Below are 16,244 nucleotides of genomic sequence, written 5' to 3' on the forward strand. Positions count from 1 at the left end.
CTGCGTGAGATCCTGTGATATCAATTGCCGCCTACACTACACCAGTGCCTGCTCTGTGTCAGCTCGATAAATCGCCAAATGCGTTGTTCCAGCCATCGGGGTTCGCCGGGACGGGCAAAACCGACATGGCCGCCGGTCCTGTGAACATCACGAATAACGGTCGCAGGAAGCTCGTCAGGCATTGGCAAAGCCGAGGGCGGGATAATGGGATCATTCAACCCATGCACCATCAGCACAGGCACATTGATTTTGTTAATGAACTGCCGACTGCTGCAACGCTGATAATAATCGGCCGCATTCGAAAATCCATGCAGAGGCGCGGTGACCCTGTCGTCAAACTCCCACAGAGTGCGCAGTGACTGCAAAGGCCCCAGCGCGTCGATCTGCGACACTTCCCGCTCATGTCCGAGCTTGACAAGATACTCTCGCTTGGCCAACAGATCATTGCGCAGGCGACGCAGAAAGTAGCGACCATACCAGGCCGTTACACCCGCACTCATCTGTTGGCTGCAAAGCGCCAGTGAGAAGGGGTTCGACACACTGATCACGGCCTGCAGACTTTGCTGATACCTCGTATGACTGGCCCATTTGAGCAGCACATTAGCGCCCAGCGAATAACCAATCACTATAAGGGGCCGGTCCGACATTTCGAGGGTCATGAGCGTAGCAACCACTTGCTCCACATCATCTGAGCACCCGGAATGATAGGCCAGCGCCAGTCGATTGGGCTCGCCACTGCAACCGCGCAGATTCATCGCCGCACTGGGCAAACCCTGCTGCTGGAGGTAAGCCTGCATTGCCAGTACATACGGCGAAGACGAGCAGCCGGCCAGTCCGTGAACCAACAGCACCCAAGGGCGACCGGTATCACCAGCCAGCTGCAAAGGCTCTGCCAGATCAACATCAATAAAGTCACCATCCGCCAGCTCAATTCGCTGCCGCCTGCGCTGCAGAGTCGGTTGTCGGCTAAATTTGCGCCAGACGGTTTGTGTGTGACCATCAGGCAGCCACCACGGCGACTGGTAGGGTGCACCCAGCACTTCGGCACGGTTCACGGCTCGCTCCGGTACAGACCATAAAATACCTTGCCGGCGCGCTTGTTTTTCAGCAGTTGCCAATGCGGCGGAAAACCTGCCGTCTGGCCCGCAATGGGCAAGGCGTCGCCAGACTCCACATAAATGTGAGCGCCGGATTTAAGCGCACCGCTCTCCTGCAACTGTCGGCAGCACTCGATTAATACGCCATCGGCAAAAGGTGGATCAAGGAATACCAGGCCAAATTGTCTGGCGCTATGCCCGCCTGACAGCCAGTTTTCGGCGCGGCTCTGAACCACCTGTGCGGAACCGTGGTAACCGGGCGCACGCTGCAATATCTGCAGATTATCCCGAATATGCTGGCAGGCCGTGGATGACGCATCAACAAAAGTCACCGAGCGCGCCCCGCGCGACAGCGCTTCAAACCCGCAGGCACCACTGCCGGCATAAAGATCAAGGCAATCTTCGCTGATCACCAGCGTTTGCAGCCAGTTAAACACCGTCTCGCGCACCCGGTCCGGTGTCGGCCGCAAACCCTGCACGTCAGGAAAGCTCACCCGTCGCCCACGCCACAAGCCTGCGATGATGCGCAGACTGTTGGAGCCGTTGGCGGACCGCGCCCGGAATTTGTGGTTTGGAATCATAATGCGATGGACCCTTGCAAACCGCCTCATTGTACTGGGTCAACCACAGATGTGCACAGTAATGCTAAACTAGCGCCGATTTTCAAACACAGATTCAGGGCTTGCGTATGTTCGGCTTCGGCAAAAAAACCAGCGACACTCCACAGACTTCCGAATCAACGGACACGTCGACGGGTTTTTTCGGGCGACTGAAACAGGGTCTTAGCCGCACCCGCAGCAATCTGGCAGAAGGCCTGGTCAGCCTGGTCAGCGGTCGCAAGACCATCGACGCCGAACTGCTGGAAGAGATTGAGATGCAACTGCTGACCGCAGACGTGGGCATCGAGGCCACTGACCAGGTGATTTCAGCGCTCACTGCCAGGCTGAAGCGCAAGCAGCTTAACGATGCTGACGAGCTAATGTCGCAATTGCGCGGCGAGCTGCAAAGTCTGCTCACCCCCTGTAGCCAACCCCTGATTATCGACGACAGCAAGAAGCCTTATGTCATTCTGGTCGTCGGCGTAAACGGCGTTGGCAAAACCACTACCATCGGTAAACTGGCGCGCCGCTTTCAGCAGGAAGACCGCAAGGTCATGCTGGCCGCTGGTGACACTTTTCGGGCAGCCGCCGTTGAGCAACTGCAGGCCTGGGGTGAGCGCAATCAAGTACCTGTGGTCGCGCAGGCCACCGGCTCCGACAGCGCATCCGTCATCTTTGATGCTTACCAGTCAGCCAAAGCACGTGGCATCGACGTGCTGATTGCCGACACCGCTGGCCGACTGCACAACAAGTCCAATCTGATGCAGGAGCTTGAGAAAATCGTCCGCGTGCTCAAAAAGCAGGATGAATCACTGCCACACGAAGTGCTGCTGGTGCTGGACTCAACCACCGGCCAGAACGCGCTGAGTCAGGCCAAAGCCTTTAACGATTCAGTTTCGGTGACCGGCCTGTGCCTGACCAAACTGGATGGCACGGCCAAGGGCGGCATGGTGTTTGCCATCGCCAAAGCCCTGCAATTGCCTATTCGCTTCATTGGCGTGGGCGAGCAGGCCGAAGATCTGCGACCTTTTGATGCCGATGATTTTGTGGCGGCCCTGTTCAGCAACCGGGATGACGATGATCAGGTTTGACGACGTCAGCAAGCGCTATCCGGGCGGACACGAGGCCCTGAAGCAGGTCTCCTTTGAGATGGCCCGCGGCGACATGGTCTTTCTGACCGGACGCTCCGGTGCCGGCAAATCTACATTGCTCAAACTGCTGATGCGCTCGGAACCGCTGAGTCAGGGTCAGATTCTGGTGGGCGGGCGCAATATCAACAGACTGTCTGCCAATCAGATACCCTTTTACCGCCGCCGCATTGGTGTAGTTTTTCAGGATCACCAACTGCTGTATGACCGCAGCGTCTTTGACAATGTGGTGCTACCCCTGCAGATCGATGGTTTTGAGCGTCGCGAGGCAGCACGCAGAGTGCGCGCCGCGCTGGACAAAGTCGGCCTGCTCGACAAGGAAAAAATGAATCCCATCGCCCTGTCCGGGGGAGAGCAGCAGCGGGTCGGCATCGCTCGCGCCGTGGTTAACCGTCCAACCATCCTGCTGGCGGACGAACCCACCGGCAACCTTGATCCGGAGCTGGCTGCTGAAATCATGCACCTGTTTGAACAGTTCAATCAGATTGGCGTCAGTATGCTGATTGCCAGTCATGACCTGTCACTGATCACGCGCCTGAAACACCGTATTCTGACCCTGGACCAGGGGCGACTGATCAACGATGAGCAGCACCCCAGTCGCCATGGAGACGCGCATGGCTAAAACGGATTTACCAAAAGGCGCACGCCGCGAGCGCAGCGAAAAACAGAAACTGGCGGCCTGGCTGGATAATCATCGACATTGCGCCGGTCAATCCTTGCAACGACTGCGTGAGCAGCCTGTTGCGACACTGATGACGCTGGCAGTCATAGGCATCGCTCTGTTGCTGCCAGCGCTGCTGTATGTGAGTGGCAAAAACCTGGTGCAATTCAGTGACAGCCTGGCCAATACCAATCAGATCTCGCTTTATCTGGCAGACAATGCAACCGACAATGATGTCGAGGCCATCGAGGCAAGATTTGCATCCAACCCGCAAGTCAGAAGCATCGTCTACCTGTCTCCCGATGAGGCTGCCATCGAATTCGCGCAATGGTCCGGGCTGGGTGACATCGTCCGGGCGATGGAGACTAACCCACTACCGGGCACGGTGATCATCACACCGAACGATACACGGCTGGAAACCGCCGAAGCACTGGTGTCCATCGTGCGCAATATGCCCGGCGTGGAACGCATACAAATGGACCAATCCTGGGCCAGCCGCCTGGACCGTTTCGTCAGCCTGGGACAGCGTCTGACCTGGGCCCTGATTACCGTGCTGGCGCTGGCCGTACTGTTTATCACCGGCAACAGTATTCGCAGCATTATCGCCAGCAGCGAGGCTGAAATCCGCGTCATGAACCTGATCGGCGCCACCCGCTCCTACATAATCAGGCCATTTCTATATCTGGGCATGTGGTATGGACTGCTGGGCGGATTGCTGGCATGGCTGTTACTGCAGGCATTGCTGGCATTTATCAGTCAGCCCGCCAATGAGCTGCTGGCCTTTTATGGCGAGAACTATCAATTTCGGGGTATGGATGCCGTCGCTACCGCACTGCTGATTGTCGGCAGCGCGATGCTTGGCTGGCTGGGCGCAAAACTGTCGGTCTCGCGCCATCTGCGTCAGTATCAGTAGAAGCTGTGCGCCCTGGCGGCGCGCAACGGTCCGCTTACCAGATTTTAACGCGCACATCCTCAGCCCGATACATGCCATCGCCTTCGCGCACGTCAAAGGCCTCATAAAATTCCGGCATATTGGATAGTGTGCCCCGCACCCGGTACATACCCGGTGAGTGCGGGCCAGTCGTGAGCTGCCTGCGCATGGCCTCCTCACGATACAGGGTGCGCCAGATCTGCCCATATCCCAGAAAGAATCGCTGTTCTCCGCTGAACCCGCCGATCACTGGCGCCGGTTCTCCCTGCAGACTGCGCTGCCAGGCCTGGAAGGCCACCGTCAGGCCGCCCAGATCAGCAATATTCTCTCCCAGGGCCAAGGCGCCCTGAATATTCATGCCTTCAATCGGCTCATAGGCATCAAACTGGTCAATCATTCGCTGCGCACGCTCGCGGAACTGGACCTCATCCTGCTCAGCCCACCAGTCGCGAAGATTGCCCTCACCATCGGAACGGCGTCCCTGATCGTCAAATCCGTGGGTAATCTCGTGGCCGATAACCGCACCAATGGCGCCATAGTTGACCGCCTCATCGGCCTCGACATTAAAAAATGGCGGCTGCAGGATACCAGCCGGGAAGACGATTTCATTCATTGTTGGAGAGTAGTAAGCATTTACTGTCTGTGGTGTCATGAACCACTCTTCACGATCAACGGGCTGACCCAGACGGGCGATGCTGCGCTGAAATTCACAGCGACCAGCATTCATGATGTTCTGCAGCAACTGATCAGGGGCGGTCTGCAGGCACTCGTAGTCTCTCCAGACATCCGGATAGGCAATTTTGGTATTGAGACGAGCCAGCTTGGCCTGTGCCTCGACCTTGGTATCGGCACTCATCCATTCCAGATTGTCGATCGCCACCTCGAACTGCGCCAGCAGATTCTGTACCAGGTCATCCATCCGATCTTTGGCTTCCTGCTGAAAGTGACGCTCGACATAAATACGACCGACGGCAAAACCCAACAGGCGGTCTACCATGTCGACAGCACGGCGGTCTCGCGGTCTCTGGGCCTGCAGGCCGCTCAACTCCCGACCAAAAAAGTCGTGATGCGCCTGCACAAAGTCTTCCGTCAAATACGGCGCCGCCGAGCGGATCAGGTGATAGTGATGATAGTCGCGCCAGGCCTGCATGCTGATGTCGCGGTGCATGTCTGCCAGGGCCTGCAAATAAGTCGGCTGACGGACCACCAGAGCATCAATTGACGGCAGCTCTGTGCTGTTCAGATAACGCAGCCAGTCGATGCCCGGCACCTGCTCAGCCAGTTCCCGCGGCGTCATGCGGTTGTAGGTGGCGTTGCGGTCACGATTCTGTACCCGGGTCCACTGAGCTTCAGCCAGCCGCGTCTCTGCATCGATAATACGCTGCGCAGCCCCTTCAGCATCTTCATGCCCGGCCAATTGCAGTAACTCAGCGATATGCAACCTGTACAGCTCCCGGATCTCGGCAAAGCGGGCATTATCACTCAGGTAGTAATCGCGATCCGGCATGCCCAGCCCTGACTGCGCCAGGGTAGTGATGTAGCTGTCTGACTGGCGCTGGTCCTGACTGACGCCAAACCCCAGCGGCGCGGCCAGACCGCGTCCCGGCGCCTGGGCCCAGAATTCCAGCAATGCATCATGGTCGCTCAATGCGGCGATGGCCTGCAGGTCTGCCTGCAAGGGCTGCAGGCCCAGACTGGCGATCGCCGACTCATCCATAAAGGACTGATAGACATCAGCAATCTTCTGCTGCTCAGCAGTCTGCGCGGCACCAGGACGGGAAAAATCATTGATGATGTCCAGCACACGCTGTTCAGCGTTTTCGCGCAGTTCATCAAAGCTGCCCCAGCGCGAACGGTCCTCTGGAATTTCCGTGCGGTCGTCCCAACCTCCATTAACGTAGCGATAGAAATCGTCCTGAGGGCGAACTGAGGTATCCATATTCCGCAGATCAACACCTAGACCCAACACCTGGCTGTTTGACGTTGAGGCGGCCTGTTGGGTATCTGCATTTTGGCTTTGATCAGTTGCCTCCTGTGAACAGGCAGCTGTTACCAAAAAAGCGCCAGCGACCGTTGCCAGGCGGATGGACCGGATTAATCTGAAACTGGACATAGCTCATCACTCATGTAATAAATAGTGCTAGAATAAGGTCTGTTGAAGGTCAATAAGAGTCAATAAAATTCTGATTCAGCCAATACTGAGGATCAACTGAAACGTATATGGGCCCAGAGAATATGACGACAGGACGAAGTTTACAACTGGTCGGCCCGGCCGTACCGGGTCGTGATCTGACGGCGTATATCGCCTCGGTCAACAGCATTCCGGTACTCAGCGCAGAGGAAGAGCGCGAGCTGGCCAACCAATACTATTACGAAAATAATCTTGAAGCGGCGCGCCAGCTGGTTATGGCGCACCTGCGCTTTGTTGTGCACCTGGCCCGCAGCTACTCGGGTTACGGTCTGTCGCAGGCAGACCTGATTCAGGAAGGTAACGTCGGTCTGATGAAGGCCGTCAAGCGCTTCAATCCGGAGATGGGCGTGCGTCTGGTGTCTTTTGCCGTGCACTGGATCAAGGCAGAAATGCACGAGTTTATCCTGCGCAACTGGCGTATCGTAAAAATCGCCACCACCAAAGCGCAGCGCAAGCTGTTCTTCAACCTGCGCAGTGCCAAAAAGAGCCTGGGCTGGCTGAGTAACGACGAAGCACAGGCGGTCGCCGAAGATCTTGGTGTGGATGCAACCGTTGTCCGCCAGATGGAAGGACGCATGAGCGCCTATGACAAGGCCTTCGATGCACCCACCGAAGCGGACGATGACGAAGCCTATCAATCACCGGCCTACTACCTGGAAGACAGTTCCTCCGATATGGCCCGGGAAATTGAAGACGCCGAGTGGGAAGAGCAGCAGACCAGCAACCTGCACAAGGCCATGAGCGAACTGGATGAGCGCAGTCGCGATATCATCACCAGCCGCTGGCTGACCGATCAGAAAGCCACGCTGCATGAACTGGCTGCCAAGTACAATGTATCAGCTGAACGGATACGCCAGCTGGAGCAGAATGCCATGAACAAGGTGCGTGGCGTACTGACCGCCTGACGCACTGTCGGCATTGATCAAAAGCCGCTGCCTGTTCAGCGGCTTTTTTATTCGGAGAACACCTGAATGTCTGCTGTTTTTATCGCCATTGCTGCCATCAACGGCTTCCTTGCTGTGGGCCTTGGCGCCTTTGCCGCACATGGCCTGCGAGCCCGTCTGCCAGAAGACCTGCTGGCCATTTTCCAGACCGGCGTGCAATACCAGATGTATCATGCCCTGGCGCTGTTTGGTGTTGGGCTACTGTGTCTGCACTATCAGGAGTCCGCCCTGCTCAAGGCCAGCGGCTGGGCCTTTCTGGTCGGCATCATCATTTTTTCCGGCAGCCTTTATATCCTCAGTCTAAGTGGCGTCCGCTGGCTGGGTGCCATTACGCCGATCGGCGGTGTAGCCTTCCTGACTGGCTGGCTGTTGCTGTCAGCAGCCGTGCTGGGCGGTAAGACGGCATGAAGATCACGGTTAATGGCGATGCGGTTGAACTGCCGGCCGCCAGCTCCATCACTCAACTGCTTGAGCATCTGCACATGACAGGTGGCCGGGTGGCCGTCGAACTGAATCAGCAGATTATTCCCCGCAGTCAGCACGCCGAACAGCCGCTAAAGGAAGGTGATGTCGTCGAAATCGTGCACGCCATTGGCGGCGGCTGATGCATTCAGCCTGTAACTGCCTGAACAAGGACCACAACTATCATGACAAATGTTAACTCCCGCAACGACAAGCCCCTGATTCTGGCTGGCAAGACCTACCAGTCACGCCTGATCATTGGCAGCGGCAAATACCAGGATTTTGACCAGAACCTGGCGGCCCTGCAGGCCAGCGGTGCAGAAATGATCACCGTAGCCATCCGCCGCGTCAATCTGGGCCAGAACAAAGGCGAACCCAATCTGCTGGACGTCATTTCGCCAGACAAATATACCATCCTGCCCAATACCGCTGGCTGCTATACCGCGGCTGATGCCGTGCGTACCTGCCGCATGGCCCGTGAGCTGCTGGACGGGCACAAGCTGGTCAAGCTGGAAGTGCTGGGCGACCAGAAAACTCTTTATCCCAATGTCACCGAAACCCTGGTTGCCGCCGAGCAGCTGGTGGCCGACGGTTTTGACGTAATGGTTTATACCAGTGATGACCCGCTGATTGCCAAGCGACTGGAGGAGATCGGCTGCATCGCCGTGATGCCGCTGGGTGCGCCCATTGGCTCAGGTCTGGGCATACGCAATCCCTACAATATCCGCATGATTCTGGAGAACGCCACGGTACCGATTATCGTGGATGCCGGCGTGGGTACCGCATCTGATGCGACCATTGCCATGGAGCTGGGCTGTGACGGCGTGTTGATGAACACGGCCATTGCAGAGGCCGGCGACCCTGTATTGATGGCCTCCGCTATGCGCAAGGCCGTGGACAGTGGTCGGGAAGCCTGGCTGGCCGGTCGGATGCCGCGCAAGCTTTATGCCAGTGCTTCTTCACCGATTGATGGCACATTTTTCTGATATGAGCGACTCACCTATTTCAATCGACCAGCATACATTAAGCGAAGAAGATCAGTCGTCAGAGACGAAGCAACTACTCACCAACACGGCTCATCACCGACCTTTACGCAGCTTTGTTATCCGCGCCGGCCGGCTGACCACATCCCAGAAAGAAGCTTTGGATAAATACTGGGTTGACTATGTCATTGAGCAGACCAAGCAATTGCTTGATCCCGAACAGGTGTTTGGCCGTAAAGCGCCGCTGGTTGTCGAAATTGGCTTCGGCATGGGCGACTCCCTGGCCGAGATGGCCATGGCCAACCCCGACAAGGATTATATCGGCATCGAGGTACACCGGCCTGGCGTCGGCAAGCTGTTAAATACCATCGCCGTGAACGAGATCACGAACCTGCGTATCTATTGCCACGATGCTGTAGAAATTCTACGCGACTGTATCGCCGACCACTCACTGGCAGGTGTGCAGATTTTTTTCCCCGACCCCTGGCACAAAAAGAAGCACCACAAGCGCCGCCTGATTCAGCCGGCCTTTGTCGAAAAGCTGACCGCCAAACTACAGCCAGGCGGATTTATCCACCTGGCCACTGACTGGCAGCACTACGCCGAACACATGCTGGAAGTCATGCAGGCCAACCCTGCACTGCACAATACCGCCGGCGCTGACACATGGGCCAGCCACACCGGCCGGCCGGAAACCAAGTTCGAGCGCCGGGGTCACCGGCTGGGACACGGCGTCTGGGATCTGGTTTATACATTCAACCCGCCCCAACCCTGATTGATCTGATCAGCACGCCGCACTGTCTGGCTTTGCGGCATTAGCTGCGTTATTCTTCGGCACTGGTTTACGGTTCCTATCGCAGGAGAACGCACACAGATGGTCACGCTGGTTTCCCCCCTGATCCGCCGCACTTTGCGCTTCAGCTTTCTGACAGCAGGTCTTTTCGCCCTGTCAGCCTGCGGTGTTGAGGAGCTTCCGGAAAACCCTCCTGCCGGACAACTGAACATGCCCCAGACGGTGGCCTGGTCTGCCTATCCAACCGGCACCGGTGGATACAGCCAGGCAGTCGCCATTGGCAATATTCTGCAGCGTCAATACGGCGTGAATCTGCGTGTGGTGCCAGGGCGTAATGACGTTTCCCGTCTGGCCACGCTGAACGCTGGTCGAGTCAATATGTCAGCCGGTGGCTCGGAGGCAGTTTATGCGCAGGAAGGCATTCTCAACTTCGCCGCCCGCATCTGGGGCCCCCAACCCATCCGCGCCCTGCTCTCCAATTTTTCCACCAGTTGCTCCTTCAGCCTGGCCACTGCGGCAGATGCGGACATCCGCACAGTGGACGACATCAAAGGCAAGCGGGTGACCTTTGTACAGGGTGCGCCATCACTCAACAATGCCACCACTGCATTACTGGCCTACGCCAATTTGACCTGGGATGATGTGGAACGTATCGATGTCGGTGGTTATAACGCCTCCATTGATGCGGTGATCAACAACCGCGCCGATGTGGCTGGCGGCGCCTGCAACTCACCGCCCTTTATGCGCCTGGACTCCTCGCCTCGCGGGCTGTTCTGGGTGGAGTTCCCCCCAGATGACGCCGAGGCTGTTGAGCGCGTGCGCAGCCGTCTACCGTGGTATGTGCCGCATGTCGCCACAGAAGGGCCAGCTATCGACGTCAATACCGGCATCGAGGTGTTCACCTCGGCTTACCCACTGCTGGTCGCCATGGATGATCTGGACCAGGACATGGTGTATGGCATGACCAAAGTCATCGCGGTGCATTACGATGAGTACAAAAACTCCGCCCCGGGTGCCAATGGCTGGCGCATCAACGGCCAGCAACTGGAAAATGCCTTCATCCCCTATCACGAGGGCGCCATTCGTTACTTCAAGGAAATTGGCATCTGGTCACCCGAAGCCGAAAGCAAGCAACAGGACAACCTGTTTCGCCAGCAGGTACTGATGGAAGCCTGGCAGGAGTATCTGCCCGGTGCGCCGGAAGACCGTGCGGCCTTTGAAGCAGGCTGGCTGGCACATCGTGAGCAGGCGCTGGAAGCCCGCGGGCTGATCACACTGGCCGAAACCCAATAAGCATCGCCCTGAGCCTTAATTTTTAACCGTTTACAATAAGAAATCTCTCATGACAAACAGCATTGTTCCGCCGATCAAACCCAAAGACGACGAAAAAGACGAGGGAGAACTGCCTGCCATTGGCCGCTACCGTGAGCTGGCCACAAAATGGCGCGCCGTCATGGCCGTGCTGACGGCTCTGGCCACCTTGCTGGCCACCAACCAGATTTTTGCGCTGGGCTTTTTCATCGATTACACCATGCTGGACGGGCGTTATCTGTACCTGATCACCGGACTGATGCTGATCATGGTGTTTATCACCTTCCCTTCGCACAAGAGCAACCTGAACTTTGTGCCCTGGTATGACAAGGTCATTATCGGGCTGATCGCCGTCATATTTTCCTATTTCGCCTTTAACGCCGAGCGAATTATTCTGGATGCCTGGGAATACGCGGCTCCCGTGCAGGGCATCGTGCTGGCCCTGGTAACCTGGGTGATTATTCTGGAAGCTGGCAGGCGGGCAGGCGGCTGGCCGATCTTTTTTATCGTGCTGACGCTATCGCTGTATCCCACGTATGCCGACAAGATGCCGGCCGTCATTGCCGGTATCGGTATGCCTGTACACGATGTCGCGATCTTCCACGTGCTGGGTGAAGAGAGTGTCTTTGGTGTGGCGCTTAACTCCTTTGCCATGCTGGTGTTTGGTTTCATCCTGTTTGGCGTGTCGCTGCAATACACCGGCGGCGGCCCCTTCTTCATCAACCTGGCCTTTGCCCTGCTCGGTCACATGCGCGGCGGTCCGGCCAAGGTGGCTATCTTCTCCAGTGGTCTGATGGGCTCCATGAGTGGCGGCCCGATCACTAACGTACTGACCACCGGGCCGTTGTCCATTCCGGCCATGCGCCGGGTTGGCTTCTCCAGAGGATACGCCTCGGGCGTTGAGGCCTGCGCCTCCACTGGCGGCGTGTTGATGCCGCCGATCATGGGTGCCACCGCCTTTGTCATGGCCAGCTTCCTTGGCGTGAGTTACGTCACCATCGCGGTGGCGGCCATCGTGCCCTCCGTGCTGTACTTCTTTGGCCTGTTCATGCAGATCGATGCGTATTCAGCCCGTAATGAATTGAAGGGCTTGCCCAAAGAGGAGTTGCCACGGCTGGGGCAGGTCTTCAAAGAGGGTTGGTACTTTATCGCGGTGTTTGTAATTCTGACGGTGATGCTGGTGTACATGCAGCGTGAAGCCACCGCGCCGTTTATCGCCACAGCCGCACTGTTGATTATCAATCAGTTCACGTCACATCGCATGGATCTGAAGAAGTTCATGCTCATGGTGGCCGCCACCGGCCGCCTGATGGCTGAACTGGCAGGCATTCTGGCGGCCATCGGCCTGATCGTGGGTGCGCTGGCAGTGACTGGCATGGCCGGTACGCTGGCCAATGATCTGGTCTATCTGGCCGGCGATAATATTCTGGTGCTGTTGATCATGGGCGCCATTACCAGCTTTGTGCTGGGTATTGGCATGACGGTCACTGCCGCCTATATATTCCTGGCCATCGTGCTGGCGCCGGCGCTGATCAACGCGGGACTCGATCCGCTGGCTTCGCACATGTTCATCATGTACTGGGGCATGCTCAGCTTTATCACCCCGCCTGTGGCACTGGCGGCCTTCGCTGCGGCATCTGTAGCGCAGGTGTCGCCCATGCGGGCTGGCTGGGAGGCCATGCGCCTGGGTGCCATTATCTACTTCATCCCCTTCTTCTTTGTCTTCAACCCGGCATTGCTGCTGCAAGGCTCATTCGGGGAAGCGGCCTTGCTGATCAGCACAGCTCTGCTGGGTGTCGCTTTGCTCTCTGCCGGTCTGCAGGGTTATCTGCTGGGATTTGGACGCCTGGGTGAAGGTCGACTGGGGCTGATTGGGCGGGGCTTCGTCTGCGTATCGGGTCTGGCGCTGGCGGCACCATCAGGCGGTATGCTGGGGCTGAATCAGGCCATGCTACTGGGCGTGAGCATCGTTTTGCTTATAGCCGGCATGACCATCGCCATTGCCCAGCGAAAATCAGCGCAGAGCCAGGCTGTCTGACAACAGCCCGGCCTAGAACCACAAGCGGTGCTCGTTATCCTTTAACCAGCCGACATAACGCTGGTAGTCGGGGCAGACTTTTGCCACCGCCTGCCAGTAAACGGCTGAGTGATTCATGTGCAACAAATGGCAGACTTCATGAGCAATCATGTAGTCAATCACGCCATCCGGCGCCAGCATGATCAGCCAGTTGTACTGTATCCGCCCGCCCGACGTGCAGTGGCCCCATTTGCTACGCGTTTTGCGGAGCACCACTTCTTTAAGCTTGTGCCCCACACCCAGATATTCAGCCAATGCGCGCGTCCTGGCCGGTAAATAATCTTTAGCCTGCTGCTGCAGCCAACGCTTCAGTACCTGCGCAGCCGCAGACTGCTGGTCAACACGCCCCCCCTTTACACCGGGACCACAGATGCGCATTGTGTGAGGGGAGTCCAGCGGAGCAAGAATGACGCCGGAGCGGGCGCTGTCGCACAATTCGATGTTTAACAGCCGGGCCTTGTACAGGATCTGCCCACCATCAGACAGGCTCAATCGTTCCGAATGACGTTGCTGCTTTTCCTGGACCTTGCGCAGCACCCAGCCGCGGTGCTTGTCCAGGAACTTCAGGATATCACCCCGGCCCACAAAGGCCGGCGCCCGGACCTCAATCAGATCATGGCGCACATGCACCGCCAAACTTTTGCGACGGCTGCGCACCAGGCGACAATCCAGCGGCAAATCGGCAACAGCCAGATGTTCAATCTGCCTGGATTCCATGCCTGTCTGCAATCTGCGCGTTAACATCCGCGAAGTCCCGCCGCTGCCTGCTCTTTCGTCGGTTGGACTGTACCACGAATTGCCTCATAATAGCGCCTTCCATAGCCGCTACCCGGATGATCCGCTAATGAGCAGCCTGTTTACACAAATCCGCCTGGGACAGCTTCCCGGTCATCTGCTGTGGGATGATGGCCGCTGTTTTGCCATCCTGACCATTAAACCGATCAATGAAGGCCATCTGCAGCTTATCCCTCACGAAGAGGTCGATCACTGGGATGATATGTCGCCGGAATTGACTGCACACATTTTTCAGGTTGCCAGCACCCTGTCGAAAACGCTTCGCAAGCTGTTTCCCTGCGAAAAAACCGGACTGATGATCGCGGGACTGGAGGTCCGGCATGCCCACCTTCACCTGTTCCCCATCAACGCCATCAGTGACCTGGATTTCTCTAAAGCCAAGGACCGCGCTGATGATGCACAGAAACTGACGGCTGATAAAATCCGGGCAGCACTGCAAGAGCAGGGCCTGACCTCCGTGCCTGCCGACTGAGAACTGCAGACTGACAATGACCCGATCCCCTGATACACCACCGCTTAAAGACAATATCTTTGCCGACCCGCAGTCGCGCAGCGACTTCGTGTTCGATGAAAAGGTAGCGGCTGTTTTTACCGACATGATCAACCGCTCCGTGCCCGGCTACGGCACCATCCTGTCCATGATTGGTGTGCTGGCCGCGCGTTACTGCACCCCCGGCAGCCACATTTATGATCTGGGCTGCTCACTGGGCGGCGCCAGCCTGGCCATGGCACACCAGATAGAGCACAGCGACTATCGGCTGCTGGCCATCGATAATTCGCCGGCCATGACAACTCGCCTGCAAAAGCGCCTGCAAGAACCTGACTCTGCCGGGCTGCCCATTGAAGTAGTGTGCCAGGATATTTGCGAGTCACAGATCAGCAACGCCTCTGTGGTCGTCCTTAACTTCACCCTGCAGTTCATTGCTCCAGCCAAACGCCAGGCCCTGGTGCAGAAGATCGCCGATGGCATGCGCCCCGGCGGCATTCTGATTCTGTCGGAGAAAATACGTTTCCCCGCTGATGACCTGAATGAGCTGTTTATTGATCTATACCATCAGTTCAAACGCGCCCAGGGGTATTCAGAAATGGAAGTGGCACAAAAACGCACTGCCCTGGAAAACGTGCTGATACCAGAGACCATCGAGGCGCACAAGAACAGGCTGTCCCAGGTTGGATTCCGCTCCTGTGATGTGTGGTTTCAATGCTTCAACTTCACATCCATGGTGGCTGTGCGCTGATGCGAGACACAACCGCTGATGTCCGCCTGGCAGAAATCCTGCACGGCGGCCCGCTTGAAGACATCACCTATTTTGCCAGCGAGACTTACCTGTACTCACGCAAGCACGGCCTGACCGACCGCTGGCTGGCCATGTACGATGCCCTGCCTGATGTCACACCTTCGTCCATCGATCTTGAATCCATGGTTCGCATTGGCACCCGCGACGATGTCAGCGAAGAGCAATACCAGAACATCCTGGCAGCGGCGCGCACGCAAATCCCGTGGCGCAAGGGGCCGTGGTCACTTTTTGGCGTGGAGATTGACAGTGAGTGGCGTTCAGATATGAAGTGGGACCGGCTGCTGCCTCACATCAGCCCACTGGCCGGGAGGCGGGTGATGGACGTGGGCAGTGGCAATGCCTACCATTGTTATCGTGCCTATGGGGAAGGTGCCCGCTTTGTTCTGGGCGTGGATCCGCATCCGGCCTACTTTTTCCAATATCGTCTGATTCAGCACTACTTACGCGAACTGCCCGTATTTGTGGTACCCGTCACGCTTGATCAGTTCCCCTCCAAAAGTGCCTGGTTTGACACCGTGTTTTCTATGGGCGTGCTTTATCATCGTCGCTCGCCATTTGACCATTTGTTTCAATTGTTCGAGAGCCTGCGTCCCGGCGGCGAACTGATTCTGGAAACATTGGTGGTCGATGGTGAGGAAGGTTATGCGCTGACACCACCAGATCGTTACTGCAGAATGCATAATGTGTGGTTCCTGCCCTCTGTGGCCACAACAGAGAGTTGGCTGCGCCGCTGCGGCTTCGAGAATATCCGCACAGTTGACGTTAACGTCACTTGCCAGGCCGAGCAGCGCACCACAGAATGGATGCCCTTTCAGTCCTTGATTGACGGCCTGCACCCAGACAACCCAGCTCTGAGCATTGAAGGCCTGCCCGCGCCCAAACGTGCCATCACCATTGCCAACGTGCCTGCCTGATTAATCCAGGCGTTTACTTCTCACACTCGTTAAAGTCGAC

At 57.1% G+C, this 16,244-nt stretch carries 16 protein-coding genes and 1 pseudogene; 13 read left to right on the forward strand and 4 right to left on the reverse strand.

What is annotated here, in order from left to right; translation table 11 throughout:
• Window positions 1-20: 20 nt before the first annotated feature.
• Both PS2015_RS14835 and rsmD read right to left on the reverse strand, forming a co-directional pair.
• Window positions 21-1,055, reverse strand: coding sequence for a YheT family hydrolase (locus PS2015_RS14835; protein WP_058022960.1), 1,035 nt, complete (start codon window positions 1,053-1,055; stop codon window positions 21-23).
• A complete protein-coding gene (gene rsmD, locus PS2015_RS14840) occupies window positions 1,052-1,678 on the reverse strand; it encodes a 16S rRNA (guanine(966)-N(2))-methyltransferase RsmD (protein ID WP_058022961.1) in 627 nt (208 codons plus the stop codon). Before rsmD ends, PS2015_RS14835 begins: the two co-directional genes overlap by 4 nt.
• A 161-nt stretch (window positions 1,679-1,839) precedes the next feature.
• Here rsmD and ftsY point away from each other — a divergent pair.
• From ftsY to ftsX, 3 genes and pseudogenes are all read left to right on the forward strand, one after another.
• Window positions 1,840-2,787, forward strand: a pseudogene (gene ftsY, locus PS2015_RS14845) (signal recognition particle-docking protein FtsY); the annotation flags it as partial.
• Entirely contained in the window at window positions 2,774-3,466 is a 693-nt protein-coding gene (gene ftsE / locus PS2015_RS14850; protein ID WP_058022963.1) for a cell division ATP-binding protein FtsE, read from the forward strand. The pseudogene ftsY and the gene ftsE, both read left to right, overlap by 14 nt.
• Entirely contained in the window at window positions 3,426-4,418 is a 993-nt protein-coding gene (gene ftsX / locus PS2015_RS14855; protein ID WP_156412765.1) for a permease-like cell division protein FtsX, read from the forward strand. The genes ftsE and ftsX overlap by 41 nt, the downstream gene beginning before the upstream one ends.
• Window positions 4,419-4,452: 34 nt before the next feature.
• Here ftsX and PS2015_RS14860 read toward each other — a convergent pair whose 3' ends face one another.
• Entirely contained in the window at window positions 4,453-6,549 is a 2,097-nt protein-coding gene (locus PS2015_RS14860) for a M13 family metallopeptidase (RefSeq protein ID WP_082628173.1), read from the reverse strand.
• A 122-nt stretch (window positions 6,550-6,671) separates the two neighbouring features.
• Here PS2015_RS14860 and rpoH point away from each other — a divergent pair, with 122 nt between their 5' ends.
• From rpoH to PS2015_RS14895, 7 genes are all read left to right on the forward strand, one after another.
• Window positions 6,672-7,532, forward strand: coding sequence for an RNA polymerase sigma factor RpoH (gene rpoH, locus PS2015_RS14865; RefSeq protein ID WP_058023426.1), 861 nt, complete (start codon window positions 6,672-6,674; stop codon window positions 7,530-7,532).
• 66 nt (window positions 7,533-7,598) lie between these two features.
• On the forward strand, window positions 7,599-7,979 hold the full coding sequence (locus PS2015_RS14870) for a DUF423 domain-containing protein (protein WP_058022965.1): 381 nt from the start codon (window positions 7,599-7,601) through the stop codon (window positions 7,977-7,979).
• On the forward strand, window positions 7,976-8,176 hold the full coding sequence (thiS, locus tag PS2015_RS14875; RefSeq protein WP_058022966.1) for a sulfur carrier protein ThiS: 201 nt from the start codon (window positions 7,976-7,978) through the stop codon (window positions 8,174-8,176). The genes PS2015_RS14870 and thiS overlap by 4 nt, the downstream gene beginning before the upstream one ends.
• A 42-nt stretch (window positions 8,177-8,218) precedes the next feature.
• Window positions 8,219-9,019, forward strand: a complete 801-nt coding sequence (locus tag PS2015_RS14880; RefSeq protein ID WP_058022967.1) for a thiazole synthase — start codon at window positions 8,219-8,221, stop codon at window positions 9,017-9,019.
• A gap of 1 nt (window position 9,020) precedes the next feature.
• A complete protein-coding gene (gene trmB / locus PS2015_RS14885) occupies window positions 9,021-9,791 on the forward strand; it encodes a tRNA (guanosine(46)-N7)-methyltransferase TrmB (protein WP_058022968.1) in 771 nt (256 codons plus the stop codon).
• Between the two features lie 99 nt (window positions 9,792-9,890).
• Complete coding sequence (locus tag PS2015_RS14890; protein ID WP_058022969.1) at window positions 9,891-11,102, forward strand: TAXI family TRAP transporter solute-binding subunit; 1,212 nt, start codon at window positions 9,891-9,893, stop codon at window positions 11,100-11,102.
• 49 nt (window positions 11,103-11,151) lie between these two features.
• The gene (locus PS2015_RS14895; protein WP_058022970.1) at window positions 11,152-13,158 is read left to right on the forward strand and encodes a TRAP transporter permease; all 2,007 of its coding nucleotides are present in this window, start codon (window positions 11,152-11,154) and stop codon (window positions 13,156-13,158) included.
• Window positions 13,159-13,170: 12 nt separating this feature from the next.
• On the opposite strand, the gene PS2015_RS14900 is transcribed toward PS2015_RS14895, so the two are convergent.
• A complete protein-coding gene (locus PS2015_RS14900; protein WP_058022971.1) occupies window positions 13,171-13,941 on the reverse strand; it encodes a M48 family metallopeptidase in 771 nt (256 codons plus the stop codon).
• 100 nt (window positions 13,942-14,041) lie between these two features.
• Between PS2015_RS14900 and PS2015_RS14905 the strand changes: the two genes are divergently transcribed.
• From PS2015_RS14905 to cmoB, 3 genes are read left to right on the forward strand one after another with little or no spacing between them, the layout of a single operon-like run.
• Entirely contained in the window at window positions 14,042-14,464 is a 423-nt protein-coding gene (locus PS2015_RS14905; protein ID WP_058022972.1) for an HIT family protein, read from the forward strand.
• A gap of 16 nt (window positions 14,465-14,480) precedes the next feature.
• Entirely contained in the window at window positions 14,481-15,230 is a 750-nt protein-coding gene (gene cmoA / locus PS2015_RS14910; protein WP_058022973.1) for a carboxy-S-adenosyl-L-methionine synthase CmoA, read from the forward strand.
• Complete coding sequence (cmoB, locus tag PS2015_RS14915; RefSeq protein ID WP_058022974.1) at window positions 15,230-16,204, forward strand: tRNA 5-methoxyuridine(34)/uridine 5-oxyacetic acid(34) synthase CmoB; 975 nt, start codon at window positions 15,230-15,232, stop codon at window positions 16,202-16,204. Before cmoA ends, cmoB begins: the two co-directional genes overlap by 1 nt.
• The last annotated feature ends 40 nt before the right edge of the window (window positions 16,205-16,244 follow it).

Origin of the sequence: Pseudohongiella spirulinae, from assembly GCF_001444425.1 — a bacterium.
GTDB classification, from domain to species: domain Bacteria; phylum Pseudomonadota; class Gammaproteobacteria; order Pseudomonadales; family Pseudohongiellaceae; genus Pseudohongiella; species Pseudohongiella spirulinae.

Excerpts from the sequence above, each read along its gene's own strand:
- rsmD (WP_058022961.1), bottom strand. The coding sequence starts at position 1,678 with ATGATTCCAAACCACAAATTCCGGGCGCGGTCCGCCAACGGCTCCAAC.
- ftsE (WP_058022963.1), top strand. The coding sequence starts at position 2,774 with ATGATCAGGTTTGACGACGTCAGCAAGCGCTATCCGGGCGGACACGAG.
- ftsX (WP_156412765.1), top strand. The coding sequence starts at position 3,426 with ATGAGCAGCACCCCAGTCGCCATGGAGACGCGCATGGCTAAAACGGAT.
- PS2015_RS14860 (WP_082628173.1), bottom strand. The coding sequence starts at position 6,549 with ATGTCCAGTTTCAGATTAATCCGGTCCATCCGCCTGGCAACGGTCGCT.
- rpoH (WP_058023426.1), top strand. The coding sequence starts at position 6,672 with ATGACGACAGGACGAAGTTTACAACTGGTCGGCCCGGCCGTACCGGGT.
- PS2015_RS14870 (WP_058022965.1), top strand. The coding sequence starts at position 7,599 with ATGTCTGCTGTTTTTATCGCCATTGCTGCCATCAACGGCTTCCTTGCT.
- thiS (WP_058022966.1), top strand. The coding sequence starts at position 7,976 with ATGAAGATCACGGTTAATGGCGATGCGGTTGAACTGCCGGCCGCCAGC.
- PS2015_RS14880 (WP_058022967.1), top strand. The coding sequence starts at position 8,219 with ATGACAAATGTTAACTCCCGCAACGACAAGCCCCTGATTCTGGCTGGC.
- trmB (WP_058022968.1), top strand. The coding sequence starts at position 9,021 with ATGAGCGACTCACCTATTTCAATCGACCAGCATACATTAAGCGAAGAA.
- PS2015_RS14890 (WP_058022969.1), top strand. The coding sequence starts at position 9,891 with ATGGTCACGCTGGTTTCCCCCCTGATCCGCCGCACTTTGCGCTTCAGC.
- PS2015_RS14895 (WP_058022970.1), top strand. The coding sequence starts at position 11,152 with ATGACAAACAGCATTGTTCCGCCGATCAAACCCAAAGACGACGAAAAA.
- PS2015_RS14900 (WP_058022971.1), bottom strand. The coding sequence starts at position 13,941 with ATGTTAACGCGCAGATTGCAGACAGGCATGGAATCCAGGCAGATTGAA.
- PS2015_RS14905 (WP_058022972.1), top strand. The coding sequence starts at position 14,042 with ATGAGCAGCCTGTTTACACAAATCCGCCTGGGACAGCTTCCCGGTCAT.
- cmoA (WP_058022973.1), top strand. The coding sequence starts at position 14,481 with ATGACCCGATCCCCTGATACACCACCGCTTAAAGACAATATCTTTGCC.
- cmoB (WP_058022974.1), top strand. The coding sequence starts at position 15,230 with ATGCGAGACACAACCGCTGATGTCCGCCTGGCAGAAATCCTGCACGGC.